The organism is Pseudomonas gingeri (genome assembly GCF_013386165.1).
In the GTDB taxonomy this organism is placed as follows: domain Bacteria; phylum Pseudomonadota; class Gammaproteobacteria; order Pseudomonadales; family Pseudomonadaceae; genus Aquipseudomonas; species Aquipseudomonas gingeri_C.
This window is the reverse complement of the sequence record NZ_JACAOS010000022.1, coordinates 520,718-533,869: the sequence shown is the minus strand read 5'-3', so window position 1 is coordinate 533,869 and position 13,152 is coordinate 520,718. Positions and strand designations below refer to the sequence as shown.

Annotated in this window: 15 protein-coding genes; 1 reads left to right on the top strand and 14 read right to left on the bottom strand. The window is 60.3% G+C overall.

The window, feature by feature from the left end:
• Positions 1 to 428 precede the first annotated feature (428 nt).
• The 12 genes from msrQ to HX866_RS29930 all read right to left on the bottom strand — a co-directional run bounded on the left by msrQ (position 429) and on the right by HX866_RS29930 (position 11,110).
• A complete protein-coding gene (gene msrQ / locus HX866_RS29985; protein ID WP_177124128.1) occupies positions 429 to 1,052 on the bottom strand; it encodes a protein-methionine-sulfoxide reductase heme-binding subunit MsrQ in 624 nt (207 codons plus the stop codon).
• Entirely contained in the window at positions 1,052 to 2,065 is a 1,014-nt protein-coding gene (gene msrP, locus HX866_RS29980; protein ID WP_177090203.1) for a protein-methionine-sulfoxide reductase catalytic subunit MsrP, read from the bottom strand. The genes msrQ and msrP overlap by 1 nt, the downstream gene beginning before the upstream one ends.
• Before the next feature lie 63 nt (positions 2,066 to 2,128).
• Positions 2,129 to 2,986: a CDP-diacylglycerol--serine O-phosphatidyltransferase gene (gene pssA, locus HX866_RS29975; RefSeq protein ID WP_100939556.1), complete on the bottom strand. Its 858-nt coding sequence runs from the start codon at positions 2,984 to 2,986 to the stop codon at positions 2,129 to 2,131.
• Positions 2,987 to 3,113: 127 nt separating this feature from the next.
• A complete protein-coding gene (locus tag HX866_RS29970) occupies positions 3,114 to 4,271 on the bottom strand; it encodes a glutathionylspermidine synthase family protein (RefSeq protein WP_177140986.1) in 1,158 nt (385 codons plus the stop codon).
• Between the two features lie 14 nt (positions 4,272 to 4,285).
• The gene (locus HX866_RS29965) at positions 4,286 to 5,029 is read right to left on the bottom strand and encodes a DUF1190 domain-containing protein (RefSeq protein ID WP_177105882.1); all 744 of its coding nucleotides are present in this window, start codon (positions 5,027 to 5,029) and stop codon (positions 4,286 to 4,288) included.
• Between the two features lie 27 nt (positions 5,030 to 5,056).
• Complete coding sequence (locus HX866_RS29960; protein WP_177090209.1) at positions 5,057 to 5,482, bottom strand: DUF350 domain-containing protein; 426 nt, start codon at positions 5,480 to 5,482, stop codon at positions 5,057 to 5,059.
• Between the two features lie 13 nt (positions 5,483 to 5,495).
• On the bottom strand, positions 5,496 to 6,155 hold the full coding sequence (locus HX866_RS29955; protein ID WP_177090211.1) for a DUF2491 family protein: 660 nt from the start codon (positions 6,153 to 6,155) through the stop codon (positions 5,496 to 5,498).
• A 97-nt stretch (positions 6,156 to 6,252) separates the two neighbouring features.
• Positions 6,253 to 6,957, bottom strand: a complete 705-nt coding sequence (locus tag HX866_RS29950; RefSeq protein ID WP_177140985.1) for a PspA/IM30 family protein — start codon at positions 6,955 to 6,957, stop codon at positions 6,253 to 6,255.
• Between the two features lie 22 nt (positions 6,958 to 6,979).
• Positions 6,980 to 7,651, bottom strand: a complete 672-nt coding sequence (locus HX866_RS29945; protein ID WP_371316813.1) for a YjfI family protein — start codon at positions 7,649 to 7,651, stop codon at positions 6,980 to 6,982.
• A 175-nt stretch (positions 7,652 to 7,826) separates the two neighbouring features.
• Positions 7,827 to 8,843: a ketol-acid reductoisomerase gene (gene ilvC / locus HX866_RS29940; protein ID WP_177105884.1), complete on the bottom strand. Its 1,017-nt coding sequence runs from the start codon at positions 8,841 to 8,843 to the stop codon at positions 7,827 to 7,829.
• 48 nt (positions 8,844 to 8,891) lie between these two features.
• Positions 8,892 to 9,383: an acetolactate synthase small subunit gene (ilvN, locus tag HX866_RS29935; protein ID WP_060783453.1), complete on the bottom strand. Its 492-nt coding sequence runs from the start codon at positions 9,381 to 9,383 to the stop codon at positions 8,892 to 8,894.
• 2 nt (positions 9,384 to 9,385) lie between these two features.
• Complete coding sequence (locus HX866_RS29930; RefSeq protein ID WP_177090217.1) at positions 9,386 to 11,110, bottom strand: acetolactate synthase 3 large subunit; 1,725 nt, start codon at positions 11,108 to 11,110, stop codon at positions 9,386 to 9,388.
• 403 nt (positions 11,111 to 11,513) lie between these two features.
• Between HX866_RS29930 and HX866_RS29925 the strand changes: the two genes are divergently transcribed.
• Entirely contained in the window at positions 11,514 to 11,945 is a 432-nt protein-coding gene (locus HX866_RS29925; protein ID WP_177090219.1) for a DUF4124 domain-containing protein, read from the top strand.
• Between the two features lie 87 nt (positions 11,946 to 12,032).
• Here HX866_RS29925 and HX866_RS29920 read toward each other — a convergent pair whose 3' ends face one another.
• Together HX866_RS29920 and HX866_RS29915 are read right to left on the bottom strand one after the other, a co-directional pair.
• Positions 12,033 to 12,362: a YqcC family protein gene (locus tag HX866_RS29920; protein ID WP_177090221.1), complete on the bottom strand. Its 330-nt coding sequence runs from the start codon at positions 12,360 to 12,362 to the stop codon at positions 12,033 to 12,035.
• A complete protein-coding gene (locus HX866_RS29915) occupies positions 12,362 to 13,150 on the bottom strand; it encodes a tetratricopeptide repeat protein (protein WP_177140984.1) in 789 nt (262 codons plus the stop codon). Before HX866_RS29915 ends, HX866_RS29920 begins: the two co-directional genes overlap by 1 nt.
• Positions 13,151 to 13,152 lie beyond the last annotated feature (2 nt).

The window sequence follows — 13,152 nt, the reverse complement described above, 5'->3', positions numbered from 1 at the left end:
GTAACTTCAACCACTTGCGCTTCCGATCTCTCGTCAGCGGGAGGCGAATTCTACAGCGTTACACGCTGCTGTCAACACCTCTTTTTCAGCGCTTCCGGACTTCGATGAACTGAAGTCCTGCTCTGTCGAAACCTACGTAACTCGTTGAATCTCAAGGAGTTTTCCGTTTCGACTGCGCCGGAAGTGGGGCGAATTATAGGCCTCCAGAATCTGCCGTCAACCCCTATATTCACTTTTATGTCACAAAGCCCGGAAACACTGCAAAATCTAACGTGTAGGAGCCGGCTTGCTGGCGATGGCGTCCTTAATAGGCGGCGCAAGTCTCAAAGGCCCCATCGCGAGCAAGCTTGCTCCTACAAAGGTCGAGGCAGCCCTCAAGTCTTGCAGCGTTCGAACCAACGCCATCGCCAGCAAGCCGGCTCCTACAATCAGGACCGTGTTGTCGTGGGGAGCGGCTTTCTTGCCACAAGCCGGGGAATGCGACGTGCCACCAACGGAATACGCAACACTAATAGCAGCGCACCTATACAGGCATACACCGTCCACTCCTTGAGGTCTGCCCGCACGATCCACAACATATGCAGCAACCCCAACCCGAGAATCGCATAGACCAGGCGGTGCAACTTCTTCCAGCGCGTACCCAGGCGACGCTGACTGTAACGGTTCGACGTCACGGCCAGCGCCAACAGGCAGAGGAAGCCCAGCGCACCGACAATGATGTAAGGCCGCTTGCGCAACTCAACCGCCAATTGCGACCAGTCCAGCCCAAGCACAAACACCAGGTAAGCCGCCAGATGCAGCACCACATAGGCAAAGCACCACAAACCCAATTGGCGCCGTACCGCGATCCAACCCGGCCAACCACTGAGTTTCTGCAGCGGCGTCATGCCCAAGGTCACCAACAGCAGAATCAGCGTCCCCAAGCCCAACCGGTCAACCATGACCTTTCCCGGATCCGGCCCCAGGGCCTGGCTCCAGGCCTGATACAACCAGAGCAACGGCCAGATCGCCGCTGCGATAAAGACGCCGACTCGCCAGAATGGATAGCGCATCAGTAGTTCTTCCGCAGGTCCAGGCCACTGTATAAAGAGGCGACCTCATCCGAGTAGCCGTTGAACATCTGCGTCTCGCGCACATTGGGACTGAACAGACCGCTGGGCAACCGCCGCTCCCGGGCCTGGGTCCAGCGCGGATGGTCCACGGTAGGGTTCACATTGGCATAGAAACCATACTCATCCGCGGCAATGCTCTGCCAGGTGGTCTTGGGCTGCTCTTCCACCAGGCTGATGCGCACAATCGACTTCACGCTCTTGAACCCATACTTCCAAGGCACCACCAGACGCAACGGCGCGCCGTTCTGATTCGGCAGCTCCCGCCCATACATACCCACCGCCAGAATCGCCAACGGGTTCATCGCCTCATCCAGACGCAGCCCCTCTACATAAGGCCAGTCGATCAGGGCAAAACCGGAACGCTGGCCCGGCATGCTCTTGGGGTCCTGCAGGGTTTCGAAACGAATGTACTTGGCCTTCGAGGTCGGCTCGACCTGCTTGAGCAACGCCGAGATGGGAAAACCGATCCAGGGAATCACCATGGACCAGGCCTCGACACAGCGCAGGCGATAGATACGTTCCTCCAGCTGGTAAGGCTTCATGAAGTCTTCCAGGGAATAACGCCCCGGCTTGCCCACCTCGCCATCCACCACCACCGACCAGGGTTCGGTCTTCAGGGAGCCGGCGTTGCGCGCCGGATCGCCCTTGTCGGTCCCGAACTCGTAGAAGTTGTTGTAGTGGGTTGCATCCTTGTAGGGGGTAATCGCTTCATCCTTGACCGTCACCGCGCCCCATTGGGTCCCGGGCAATTTCCCGGCAAACCAGGACGGGGCATTCCCCGCGTCCACATCGGCATACCGCGCGGCCTCGGCGGCACTGGCCCAACGCGGCAGGCTGCCGATCGCCAATCCGGCAACGGAGGCTCCGAGCAAGGTACGACGGGAGAGATAGAGGGATTCGGGCGTGACGTCCGACTCTTGGCAATCGGATCGCTTGGGAAGCTTGATGAGCATGGCAACTCCGTAGCATTGGTGGACTGATGCACCAATAGACTACGGAGTCTGCGGGAAATTACATCACTCGCCGGCTTTGTGCCGACGAAGATGCAACAGGTACTGGATCGGACCGGAAGCCGCGTAGGCGAGGAAAATCAGCAGCAGGATGCGCGGCGGATCGCTGAACACCACGGCGAACACCAGCACCACGGCCAGAATCGCCACGAAAGGCACGCGCCCCTTGAGGTCCAACTCCTTGAAGCTGTTGTACTTGATGTTGCTGACCATCAGCATTCCGGCCGCCGCTACCAGCAAGGCCACCAGGAACGACATCTTCGAACCCTGGATCCCGTAGTCGCTGAACGCCCACACCGTACCCGCTACCACACCGGCCGCAGCCGGGCTGGCCAGGCCGATAAAGTAACGTTTGTCGGCCGTGCCGACCTGGGTATTGAAGCGCGCCAGACGCAACGCCGCACCCGCCACATAGATGAAGGCGACCATCCAGCCAACCTTGCCCATGTCGCCCAGGGCCCAACCGAAGGCCAGCAACGCCGGGGCAACGCCAAAGGCGACCATATCGGACAGCGAGTCATACTCGGCGCCGAAGGCACTCTGGGTATTGGTCATGCGTGCCACGCGGCCGTCGAGGCCGTCGAGCACCATGGCCACGAAGATCGCAATGGCGGAAAAGGCGAAGTACTTGCTCGCCCCCGCCGGATCACCGGCACTGGCGGCGCTCTGCGCACTCATCGCACTGATAATGGCGTAGAAGCCGGCGAACAGGTTCGCGGTGGTGAACAGGTTCGGCAACAGATAGATACCGCGATGGCGGACTTTCTGGCCGTCGGCGTCATGCCCTTCTTCGACATGCTCGTCGATGGGCAACAGGCTTTCGGCTTCGGAACCCTGACCAGGCTCTTCGGGACGTTCAGTCATTGATATTACCTTGCAGCTAAATGAATGGTTTCAACAGCACTCGGCGACCGCGATGGGAGCGCAAAACGATCCAGCTTTATACCAGAAGCGCCCTGGCCTGCGGAAAAACCCAGGACAGACAGCTCGCTCAGCCCAGGACAACATGAGGCAGGAATCGACTGCTGTCCTTGGTAATCAGACTGTCGTCTTCACGAATGCCGATCCCGGCCGCCACATCCCCCACCACCCACGAACCGATCACGGTGTAGCTGTCACCAAACCTCGGCAGCGCTGAGAAAGCCTGCAGGATATAAGGCGCATCGGTGTAAGGCCCGTCCTCGGCCACCACCTGATCGTCGCCGGTGCGGATCTCGATGTTCGCCCCCTCACGGGAAAAGAACGGTTTGCGCACCCAACCCTTGGGCACGGGCTGCTGCGGATTCCGATCGACATAAGCGGGCAGCAGGTTGGGATGCCCTTCATGAAACTTCCACAGCAACGGCAAAATGCCCTTGTTACTGACAATGGACTTCCAGGCCGGTTCGATAAATTGCGTGTCACAACCGGGCACGGCCTGGCCAAACGCCTCGTGGAAGATATGCTCCCAGGCATGCAGCTTGAACAGTCGCTCGATCCAACGCCCGTCCAGGTCGACAAAACGCCCCTGCCCGGTGAGACCGATGTCCTCGATGTCGATATGCCGCGCTTCGATCCCAGCATGGGCGGCCATCTTGCGCAGGAAGTCGGTGGTGCCGCGATCTTCTTCCGAGCCTGACATGGACGAGAAGTAGAACGCCCCACCGGGAGGAAACGCCGCAAAGGCCCTGACCAGATCTTCGGCAAGGGTATTGAACTGGTTGGCATGGGCCGGCAGCACACCCCGGGCGATCTGCTCTTCCAGCCAGAGCAACTGCACCGAACCGGCTTCGAGCAGACTGGTGGGCGTATCGTAATTGGCCTCCAGGCATTTGGCCGGACCGCTGCCGTCATAGGCCAGATCGAAGCGCCCATACAAATGCGGGTGCCCCTGCTTCCAGGAATCGCGGACCAGATCAAAAAACGCCGGCGGTATGGCCAGGCTCGTCAGCAGCTCTTCGCTTTCGACGACGCGCTCGACCACCTCCAGGCACAGGTCATGCAGCGCCTTGGTCGGCGCCTCGAGATCGCGGGTGATCTGCTCTTCGGTGAACAGGTAATAACCGCGCTCATCCCAATAACGCTCACCGCCGATGGTGTGGAAGCCGAAACCTCCACGCTCGACGCTTTCACGCCAGCGCGGGCGTTCTTCGATAATGATCTTTTTCACCCTGGCCGCTCCCCTCAACCACCGGAACTGAAGAAGCTGCTGCTCTTGCCGCCCCAACCGCTGCGCGCGGTAGCCTGGCTGCCGAAACCGCCACGCGAGACCGTCGAGGAGACCGAGCCGGAACCGCTGCCCAAGCTCTTGCCAAGGGTGGCCGGGGTGTAGGTGTTGCTGGAACTGCTGCGGGCCTGGGTCGAACGGCTGAACGACTTGCCCTGTTCGATCTGCCGCGACAGCGTCGAACTGGTATAGGTACCGCGGTTGTCGCGACTGTCGTAGATCGGCTGGGAATAGTAACGCCCGCCGCCACCGCTGTTGCTGAGCAGGTTGCCGAGCAACAACCCGGTCAGCAGGCCGCCATTGCCACCCCCACCGGAGTTGCCGCCCGACTGCGCGGTCGCTTGTTGCTGGGCCTGCTCGAAGTCCTTGCGCGGCACATCACCGGACATCGCCAGTTCAAAGCCGCCCATCTTCGGCATGTACTTGCCGTCCGGAGTGATCTGGCAATAGCCGGGGACGAAGTCGCTGTCGCAGGACGCCTGGTCGTCATAGGTCGGCGCGATCTTCCGGTGGTCGGCCAGCGCCTGCATGAAGGCGTCGGAGCAGATCTCCACCGGCACTTTCGCCGCGACACATTCCTCGACCGACTTGAAGTTGCTCTTGGTGTTGACGGCAACGGTGTCCTGGGACGCACCGCAGGCGGAAAGCGCCAACGGAAAGGTGCCGGCCAGCAACAGCTTTACGGAGCTACGGGTTCTCATCGAATGATCCTTATCCTTGCCCTGGGCTCAGGTTGACGGTGTCATGCAGGCCGAATTCAGCAGCCCGACACTGATAGCCACGGACGCCGAATAGATCGCCGCCGCCATCTCGCCGCGCACGATACGCGCGGACAATCCCTTGACGACCAGGCTGGTCACGACAAATGCGAGCAACTGCACCACCGCCGCGATCAGGACCCAGACCACGAAGTCCACGACACTGACGCTATAGGCAATGATATTGCTGGCCGGCAGGGCAAACCCCAGCAACGAGCCGCCCAACTGGATCGCGGCAGCGGTGTTGCCCTCGCGAATCAGAGCGAACTCCTTGTGGGGAGTCATGCGGGTATAGATGAACTGGAACAGCACGAACAGAACAGCCGCCACCGACATGTAGACGATGAAGCCAAGTAGGGCATGGGCGTTGAGCGACATGCGCAGCGCGTCGAGCATGGTGATTTCCTTGTCAGAGAACTTCGATATCAGTGATTTGCAGCGTCACGCCAACGGCAGTGGACAGGGTGATGACCCCTTCTTCGTCTTCCTCGACCGAAAACAGCAGGAACTCCCGGCGATTGAGCAGGCCGATCTCGCGCGCATAGAGCATGCTCAGGTGCTTGATCGAGTAGGCGCCGTCCGGACTCTTGACGAACTCCTGCATCGGCGTGAGTTCGGTCTGGCCGTCTTCGCCACCCCATTGCCGAACATATTCCTCGCCTTCGAGTTCGTAGAGCGGCATGCCGATCTTCGCATTCGGGCCGGTCAGTTGCAGCAACTGTTGCTTGCTGTTGAGGGTGGTGACGTCGTGGTAGCCGAACAGGATGAGGTCCTGAATGTCGTCGGCCCCTGGTCCATCCATGACCACTTGCAGGAAGTAATCCTCGTTATCGAGGTAAAACCGCTGCAAGCGCATCGATTGACCGAGGTCGATGTCGCCCACTGCCCAGACTTTTTCGTCATCCGGCAGCACCACATAAGACTGCCCCTCAAGCAACAGCTTCAAGGAGCGGTCCAGGCAGAGCATCCGTCCCGAGGCCAACCCCAGGGGATTGCCCGGCGCTGCCGAGGTCGCGCCCGCGGCCGGCTGCGGCGCCTCGAAGCCCATGACGCGCTTGATCCAACTCATCGTGTCTCTCCTTGCTGTCGCGACAACGCACTACCCCGCCCGTTTTCCAGACGGCAAAAAGGGCAAGGCGCTCGCGCGCTTGCCCTGTGACCGGCGGTTACTGGCCTGAGCCAGGATTCTGCCGGGCCTTCAAACGAGCCAGTACATCACTGCCGCTGCCCGATTTGGCACCGATTCCGGCGTCCTGCAGACGACGCTCCAGGTCACCGCCATTGGCCTCGTCGGCCAACTCCTGCGCGGCATCCAGCTTGGCATCCCGCTCGTCCTGGCGCTGCTTGATCCGCGCCAGCGAACCGACCGCGGTTTCCAGCTTGCCGTTCGCCCCGCCGGTCGCTGCGGCAGTAGCCACGCGGGCCTGCTGGACCGTTTCGCGAGCCTTGGCCATCTCGACCTGCTGCTTCAAACCCTTGATCTGGTTTTCCGCCTTGATCACCTGGGCATGCAGCATCTCGACCTGGGCGCCGAACTGATCGGCCAGGGTTTTCTCCTGATCGCGCAGGGCCTCGATCTCGGCCACCTTGTTGGCACACTCGCCGGCCAGGCTTTCCGCACCCTTGTCCAGCGCGGCCATGGCCTTGCCTTCCCAGTTGGCGATGTCGTTGTTCAAGCCGTCGAGGCGTTGCTGCGACAGCTTGTAGCGGGCCTTGATGTCCACCAGGCCATTCTTGGCCTTGGCCACGGCGTTCTCGGCGTCGCGCTGTTCCTGCGTGAGGATGCGAATGGCGTTGGCATCGACGATGGTCTCGCCGACCTCGGAAACACCACCACGAATGGCCGTCATGACTTTCTTCCAGATACTCATCGAAAACTCCTTGGGGACTTCATTAAACGTGGATGTGGTCTTCGAACGCTTCCACCGCGCGGATCACGTTCTCGGCCAGGGTGAAGATTTCCTGGACGATCACCGTGACCGTGGACGCCGCGCTCAACGCGCCGAACATGCAGTAGACCTCGGTGCCGTCCCCGACCCGCTCGATACCCACGGAGGACAACGGGAACAGGTCGCGGCTGCGCAGCACCAGGCTGTTGAAAACCGCCGGATCCTTGACCCGGCTCACCTCCACCAGCGTCGCGTCCACCAGGATCTGGTCACCGGACACGGCAAGATAAAGTGGCAGGTCGCCGAACTCGGTCATGCTCAGCTTGAGGCTCTGCTCCGCGTTCTCGGCGAGGGTCAGGACAATCTCCCCTCCGGAGACGACCTCCAGCTCCGACAGCGCCTTGTGCAGCGAGTTGATCGTCCAGTTGATGTTCTCAGTCATGAAAGCCTCCAGTTTGATCCGTTCACCCAGGAAGGGCTGGCGTAGCGCCTTTTCGATACCCCGCAGGGCCGTCGCATTCTCGGGAAGAATCCAGAATTCCCGTTTCACCAGACCCGCGTCGCGCAGACGTGTACGCATATCGCGGACGTAGTCGGCGGTGGTCTTGGTCTTGGCCGGTGATGACGACTTCTCACCCATCAGGGGCTGGTCGTCCGCTGCTTTTTTACGGGGCATCTGTTTTCCGAAAAATCTTACATGTAAGTAAATTACGTCCTTTATCCGGAATGTTCAACGCCTGACATAAAAGCTTTATGTGACAAAACAAAACGCCCCGACAAGTCGGGGCGTTTGTGTGCAGCCTTTTTCGGTGACCAGCCCCGCAGGGGCCAGGCACCGCTTGAGCGTCGACTCAGTTCTTGGCTTTGTCGACGATCTTGTTCGCACCGATCCACGGCATCATCGAGCGCAGTTGCTCGCCGATGATTTCGATACCGTGAGCGGCGTTGTTGCGACGCTTGGCGGTCATCGATGGGTAGCCGGTAGCACCTTCGCTGATGAACATCTTCGCGTATTCACCGTCCTGGATGCGCTTCAGAGCGTTGCGCATGGCCTGGCGGGATTCGGCGTTGATGACTTCAGGGCCGGTCACGTACTCGCCGTATTCGGCGTTGTTGGAGATCGAGTAGTTCATGTTGGCGATACCGCCTTCGTACATGAGGTCAACGATCAGCTTCAGTTCGTGCAGGCATTCGAAGTAGGCCATTTCTGGCGCGTAGCCCGCTTCAACCAGGGTTTCGAAACCGGCTTTGACCAGTTCAACGGTACCGCCGCACAGAACGGCTTGTTCGCCGAACAGGTCGGTTTCGGTCTCGTCCTTGAAGGTGGTTTCGATGATGCCGGTACGACCACCGCCAACGCCCGAAGCGTAGGACAGGGCGACGTTCTTGGCGTTGCCCGAGGCGTCCTGGTAGATCGCGATCAGGTCAGGGATACCGCCGCCTTTGACGAACTCGGTACGCACGGTGTGACCTGGAGCCTTCGGCGCGATCATGATCACGTCGAGGTCGGCGCGCGGCACAACCTGGTTGTAGTGGATCGCGAAGCCGTGGGAGAAGGCCAGGGTGGCGCCTTTCTTGATGTTCGGCTCGATTTCGTTCTTGTACAGCGCGGACTGGAACTCGTCCGGGGTCAGGATCATGACCAGGTCGGCAGCCGCAACAGCGCTGGCAACGTCGGTCACTTTCAGGCCATGGGCTTCAGCCTTGGCAACGGTAGCCGAACCTTTACGCAGGCCGACAGTCACGTCAACGCCGGAGTCCTTCAGGTTGCAGGCCTGGGCGTGGCCCTGGGAACCATAACCGATGATGGCGACTTTCTTGCCCTGGATGATCGACAGGTCACAGTCTTTATCGTAGAAAACTTTCATGAAATATCCTCTTTAGATCCAGGCCGTTCAGGCCATTCAAAGTTTAAGTTAGATGCTCAGTACTTTATCGCCACGGGCAATCCCGGTGACGCCGCTGCGTACGGTTTCCAGAATCGAGGCCGTCCCGATCGACTGGATGAAGCTGTCCAGTTTGTCGCTCGTACCGGTCAGTTGCACGGTATAAACGCTGGCGCTGACATCGACGATCTGACCGCGATAAATATCGGTAGTGCGCTTGATCTCGGCGCGCTGGGCGCCAGTGGCCTTGATCTTGACCAGCATCAGTTCGCGCTCGATGTGAGCGCTCTCCGACAGGTCCACCAGCTTGACCACTTCGATCAGCTTGTTCAGGTTCTTGGTGATCTGCTCGATCACTTCATCATGGCCCACGGTGGTCAACGTCAGACGCGACAGGGTCGGGTCTTCGGTCGGCGCCACGGTCAGGCTTTCGATGTTGTAGTTGCGTTGCGAAAACAGGCCGACCACACGGGACAGAGCGCCAGGTTCGTTTTCCAGAAGCAGGGAAATGATGTGCCGCATGATTAGGTACGCTCCGTCTTGCTCAGCCACATATCGCGCATGGAGCCGTCTTTGATCTGCATCGGATAGACGTGCTCGCTGGTGTCGACCGAAATATCGATCACCACCAGACGATCCTTCATGGCGAATGCCTCTTCCATCTGCGACTTCAAGTTTTTCGAGTCGGTGATGCGCATGCCAACGTGGCCATAGGCTTCCGCCAACTTGACGAAGTCAGGCAACGACTCCATGTAGGAGTGCGAGTGACGGCTACCGTAGCTCATGTCCTGCCACTGGCGAACCATGCCCAGAACACCGTTGTTCAGGATGACGATCTTCACCGGCAAACCATATTGCAGGCAGGTCGACAGTTCCTGGATGTTCATCTGGATACTGCCCTCACCCGTGACACAGGCAACGTCAGCATCCGGGAAGCTCAGCTTCACACCCATGGCCGCAGGAAAACCGAAGCCCATCGTGCCCAGTCCACCGGAGTTGATCCAGCGGTTGGGTTTGTTGAACTTGTAGTACTGCGCCGCGAACATCTGGTGCTGACCCACGTCGGAGGTGACAAAGGCATCGCCCTTGGTCACTTCGCACAGGGTCTCGATCACGGTCTGTGGCTTGATGATGCTGCCGTCGCCCTTGTCATAAGGGAACAGGCCACGATCACCGCGCCATTCGTCGATCTGCTTCCACCAACTGGCTACAGACTCCTTGTTCGGGGTCTCGCCGATATCCTTGAGGGTCGCCACCATCTCGGTCAGCACGCTCTCCACCGGCCCAACGATAGGCACGTCTGCCTTGATGGTCTTGGAGATCGAAGCCGGATCGATGTCGATGTGGATGATCTTGGCGTTCGGGCAGAACTTCGATGCACCGTTGATCACCCGGTCATCGAAACGCGCGCCCACGGCCAGGATCACATCGGCGTGGTGCATGGTCAGGTTGGCGGTGTAGCTGCCGTGCATGCCGAGCATGCCGACGAACTGTCGGTCGGTACCCGGGTAGGAACCGAGACCCATCAGGGTGTTGGTGACCGGCAGATTGAGCATTTTCGCCAACTCGGTCAGCGGCGCGGAGCCCCCCCCGAGGATCACGCCGCCACCGGCGTAGAGCACCGGACGCTTGGCCGCCAGGAGCATTTCGGCTGCCTTGCGGATCTGCCCGGAGTGACCGCGTACCGCCGGGCTGTAGGAGCGCAGCTTGGCTTTTTTCGGGAAGACGTATTCGAATTTCTCGGCCGGGTTGGTCATGTCTTTCGGGACATCGACAACGACAGGACCAGGACGACCGGATTGCGCCAGGTAGAACGCTTTCTTCATGACTTCCGGGATTTCCGAAGCGTGCTTGATCATGAAGCTGTGCTTCACGATCGGCCGGGAGATACCGATCATGTCGGTTTCCTGGAACGCGTCGGTACCGACCAGAGTGCTAGGCACCTGACCGGAGATGACCACCATCGGAATGGAGTCCATGTATGCCGTGGCGATACCGGTAATGGCATTGGTGGCGCCAGGACCGGAAGTGACCAGGACCACACCAGCTTTACCGGTGGCACGGGCATAGCCGTCGGCCATATGGGTCGCCGCCTGCTCGTGACGAACCAGGATGTGGTTTACATCCGGCTCTTTGAACAGGGCATCGTAGACATGAAGAAGAGCACCACCCGGGTACCCGTAGATGTATTTGACGCCTTCGTCACGCAAAAAGCGGACGAGCATCTCACCGCCAGATAAAAGCTCCACGTTGTTCACCTCTAAAACGCCAGAATACCGTCCACACCACTGGAGGACGGGTCTTAATAGGTTTACTTCTCAGCAGAGCATGAGCGACGGTAGTCGCCGACTACGTCAGCACTGACTGAGCAAGTATTGGGAGCGCCCCAAATGTTGCGGGGGTTTCCCACCCAGCGCGAGGTAACGCGTTGCGGGTGTAACAGGTCGGCGCGGATGTGCGCCTCATGATCTGCCGAGTGGGCCTGCTTCTGGCAGTCCCTCTACAGCGGACTTTGGATTGTTCTGATTCGTCCGGCCCAAGTCAAGTCATCTTGTGAGCTTTCTTCGAACTAAGCGCATGACAACGCAGAAGAAAACCTTTCCCGAGGGAATGTGCTACGTTGCTTATCGCATTGTCTGACAAGGAAACCTGATGCGTAGAAGCATTCTGATGACGGGGCTGCTGTTCGCCTTGAGCCCGCTGTGCCAGGCCGGCCAGATCTACAAATGGGTCGATGCCCAGGGCCAGACGCATTTCGATGCGCAGCCGCCGACCGGACAAACGGCGACCCTGGTCACCCCGGCGATCGGCAACGTCCCCGCACCGCCACCGCCTCCCGCTGTACCGGTGAGCAGCCCGGTGGGCGACCAGCAGGCCGTGGACGCCAAGGTCAAGAAACAGATTGCCGATCAGGAGGTGGTTCGCAAGGCCTATTGCGAGAAAGCGCGGACCAACCTGGCCCAACTGGAAAACAATGCGCGGGTGCGTGAAGAGGTCAATGGCCAGTTGCATCGCCTGAGCGAAGAAGAACGCCAGACGCGCCTGGTGGAGACGCGCAAGACCATCCAGGACAACTGCTCGTAACTGCAGGAGCTGGCTTGCCGGCGATGACTGCCGGAAGATCGATGCACGCCTCAAGGGCCTCATCGCCGACAAGCCGGCTCCTACACGTCAGCGGGTATCGGCAATCAGCTGGTCGAACTGCGCCAGCAACCGCTGCAAGCCGCGCCCCTGTCCCGGCCGCTGGGCATAGACCATTTCGGCCATGGCCAGAATCCCGGAAGCATTGGGCAGCGGCAGGTCGTCCTCGAGGATCACCTTCATCCTCGGCAGGAAGATCCATTGCAGCCACTGCTCGAACTCCAGCGTATCGACACTGAAAGGCTCGACACTGGCCAGAGCCTCGGCGCTGGGCGATACCTCATCCCAGCAGCCCTGGACGCGCAACTCCCGCTCGATCAGCAGGAGTTGCTCGGCAATCAACGGAAAACGCGCATCCATCAGTAACCGACCTTGGCCTTCTGCTGCGCCTGGGCGGCACCGGCGGCATCACCCTGCTTACTCCGCGCCTGGGCAATGATGCCCCAGAGGTTGGCCTGCAGGTCCGCACGACCGCTGGCGAAGCTCAGGCCACGACGGGCCAGTTGCTCGGCTTGCGGCGCATCGCCCTGGGCCATGCGTATCTGCGCCAGTCGATACAGGACTTGCGGTTCACGCGGGGCCACGCGCTGGGCGCGCTCAAGGCTCGACGAGGCGCCATTGAGGTCGCCGCTGGATTGCTGTTGCTGGGCGGTGGTCAACAATGCCAGGACCGGGCCGTCCAGTTGCTCGTCAGCGGACAGGCCGCCGCTGTTGCTGTTGGACGGAATACCGCTCGGCGCCACCGGGCTCGGCGCGTTGTAGGCGCCCTGATTGGCCGCCGGGTTGTAAGCACCCTGGTTATAGGCACCCGAGTCGACCGGTGCGGCCTGGATCGGCGCGTTGTTCGCCGGACCCGGGGTAATCGGCCCCGGTGTGAACGGTTCGGTACTGATCGGCGTCGACACGGCAGCGCCGCCACCCGGAATCATCACCACCACGCCGGAGTCCTGCGGCACCGCCTGGCTCTGGCTCTGGCTCGGCACCGGCCCTCGGGTCACGGTCTTGCGGAAACCGCCCGTGGACGAAATCCGCTCATTGTTTGAGACGGCCGTCCCCGAATCGACCACCGGGATCGAACCCCGGGGCACGGTGGAACAACCACCCAACACGGTCAGCGCTGCAAAAGCTGGAATCCACCACTTGTTCACGT

Excerpts from the sequence above, each read along its gene's own strand:
- ilvN (WP_060783453.1), bottom strand. The coding sequence starts at position 9,383 with ATGCGGCACATCATTTCCCTGCTTCTGGAAAACGAACCTGGCGCTCTG.
- HX866_RS29925 (WP_177090219.1), top strand. The coding sequence starts at position 11,514 with ATGCGTAGAAGCATTCTGATGACGGGGCTGCTGTTCGCCTTGAGCCCG.
- msrP (WP_177090203.1), bottom strand. The coding sequence starts at position 2,065 with ATGCTCATCAAGCTTCCCAAGCGATCCGATTGCCAAGAGTCGGACGTC.
- pssA (WP_100939556.1), bottom strand. The coding sequence starts at position 2,986 with ATGACTGAACGTCCCGAAGAGCCTGGTCAGGGTTCCGAAGCCGAAAGC.
- HX866_RS29955 (WP_177090211.1), bottom strand. The coding sequence starts at position 6,155 with ATGAGTTGGATCAAGCGCGTCATGGGCTTCGAGGCGCCGCAGCCGGCC.
- ilvC (WP_177105884.1), bottom strand. The coding sequence starts at position 8,843 with ATGAAAGTTTTCTACGATAAAGACTGTGACCTGTCGATCATCCAGGGC.
- HX866_RS29920 (WP_177090221.1), bottom strand. The coding sequence starts at position 12,362 with ATGGATGCGCGTTTTCCGTTGATTGCCGAGCAACTCCTGCTGATCGAG.
- msrQ (WP_177124128.1), bottom strand. The coding sequence starts at position 1,052 with ATGCGCTATCCATTCTGGCGAGTCGGCGTCTTTATCGCAGCGGCGATC.
- HX866_RS29960 (WP_177090209.1), bottom strand. The coding sequence starts at position 5,482 with ATGCTCGACGCGCTGCGCATGTCGCTCAACGCCCATGCCCTACTTGGC.
- HX866_RS29945 (WP_371316813.1), bottom strand. The coding sequence starts at position 7,651 with ATGCCCCGTAAAAAAGCAGCGGACGACCAGCCCCTGATGGGTGAGAAG.
- HX866_RS29965 (WP_177105882.1), bottom strand. The coding sequence starts at position 5,029 with ATGAGAACCCGTAGCTCCGTAAAGCTGTTGCTGGCCGGCACCTTTCCG.
- HX866_RS29950 (WP_177140985.1), bottom strand. The coding sequence starts at position 6,957 with ATGAGTATCTGGAAGAAAGTCATGACGGCCATTCGTGGTGGTGTTTCC.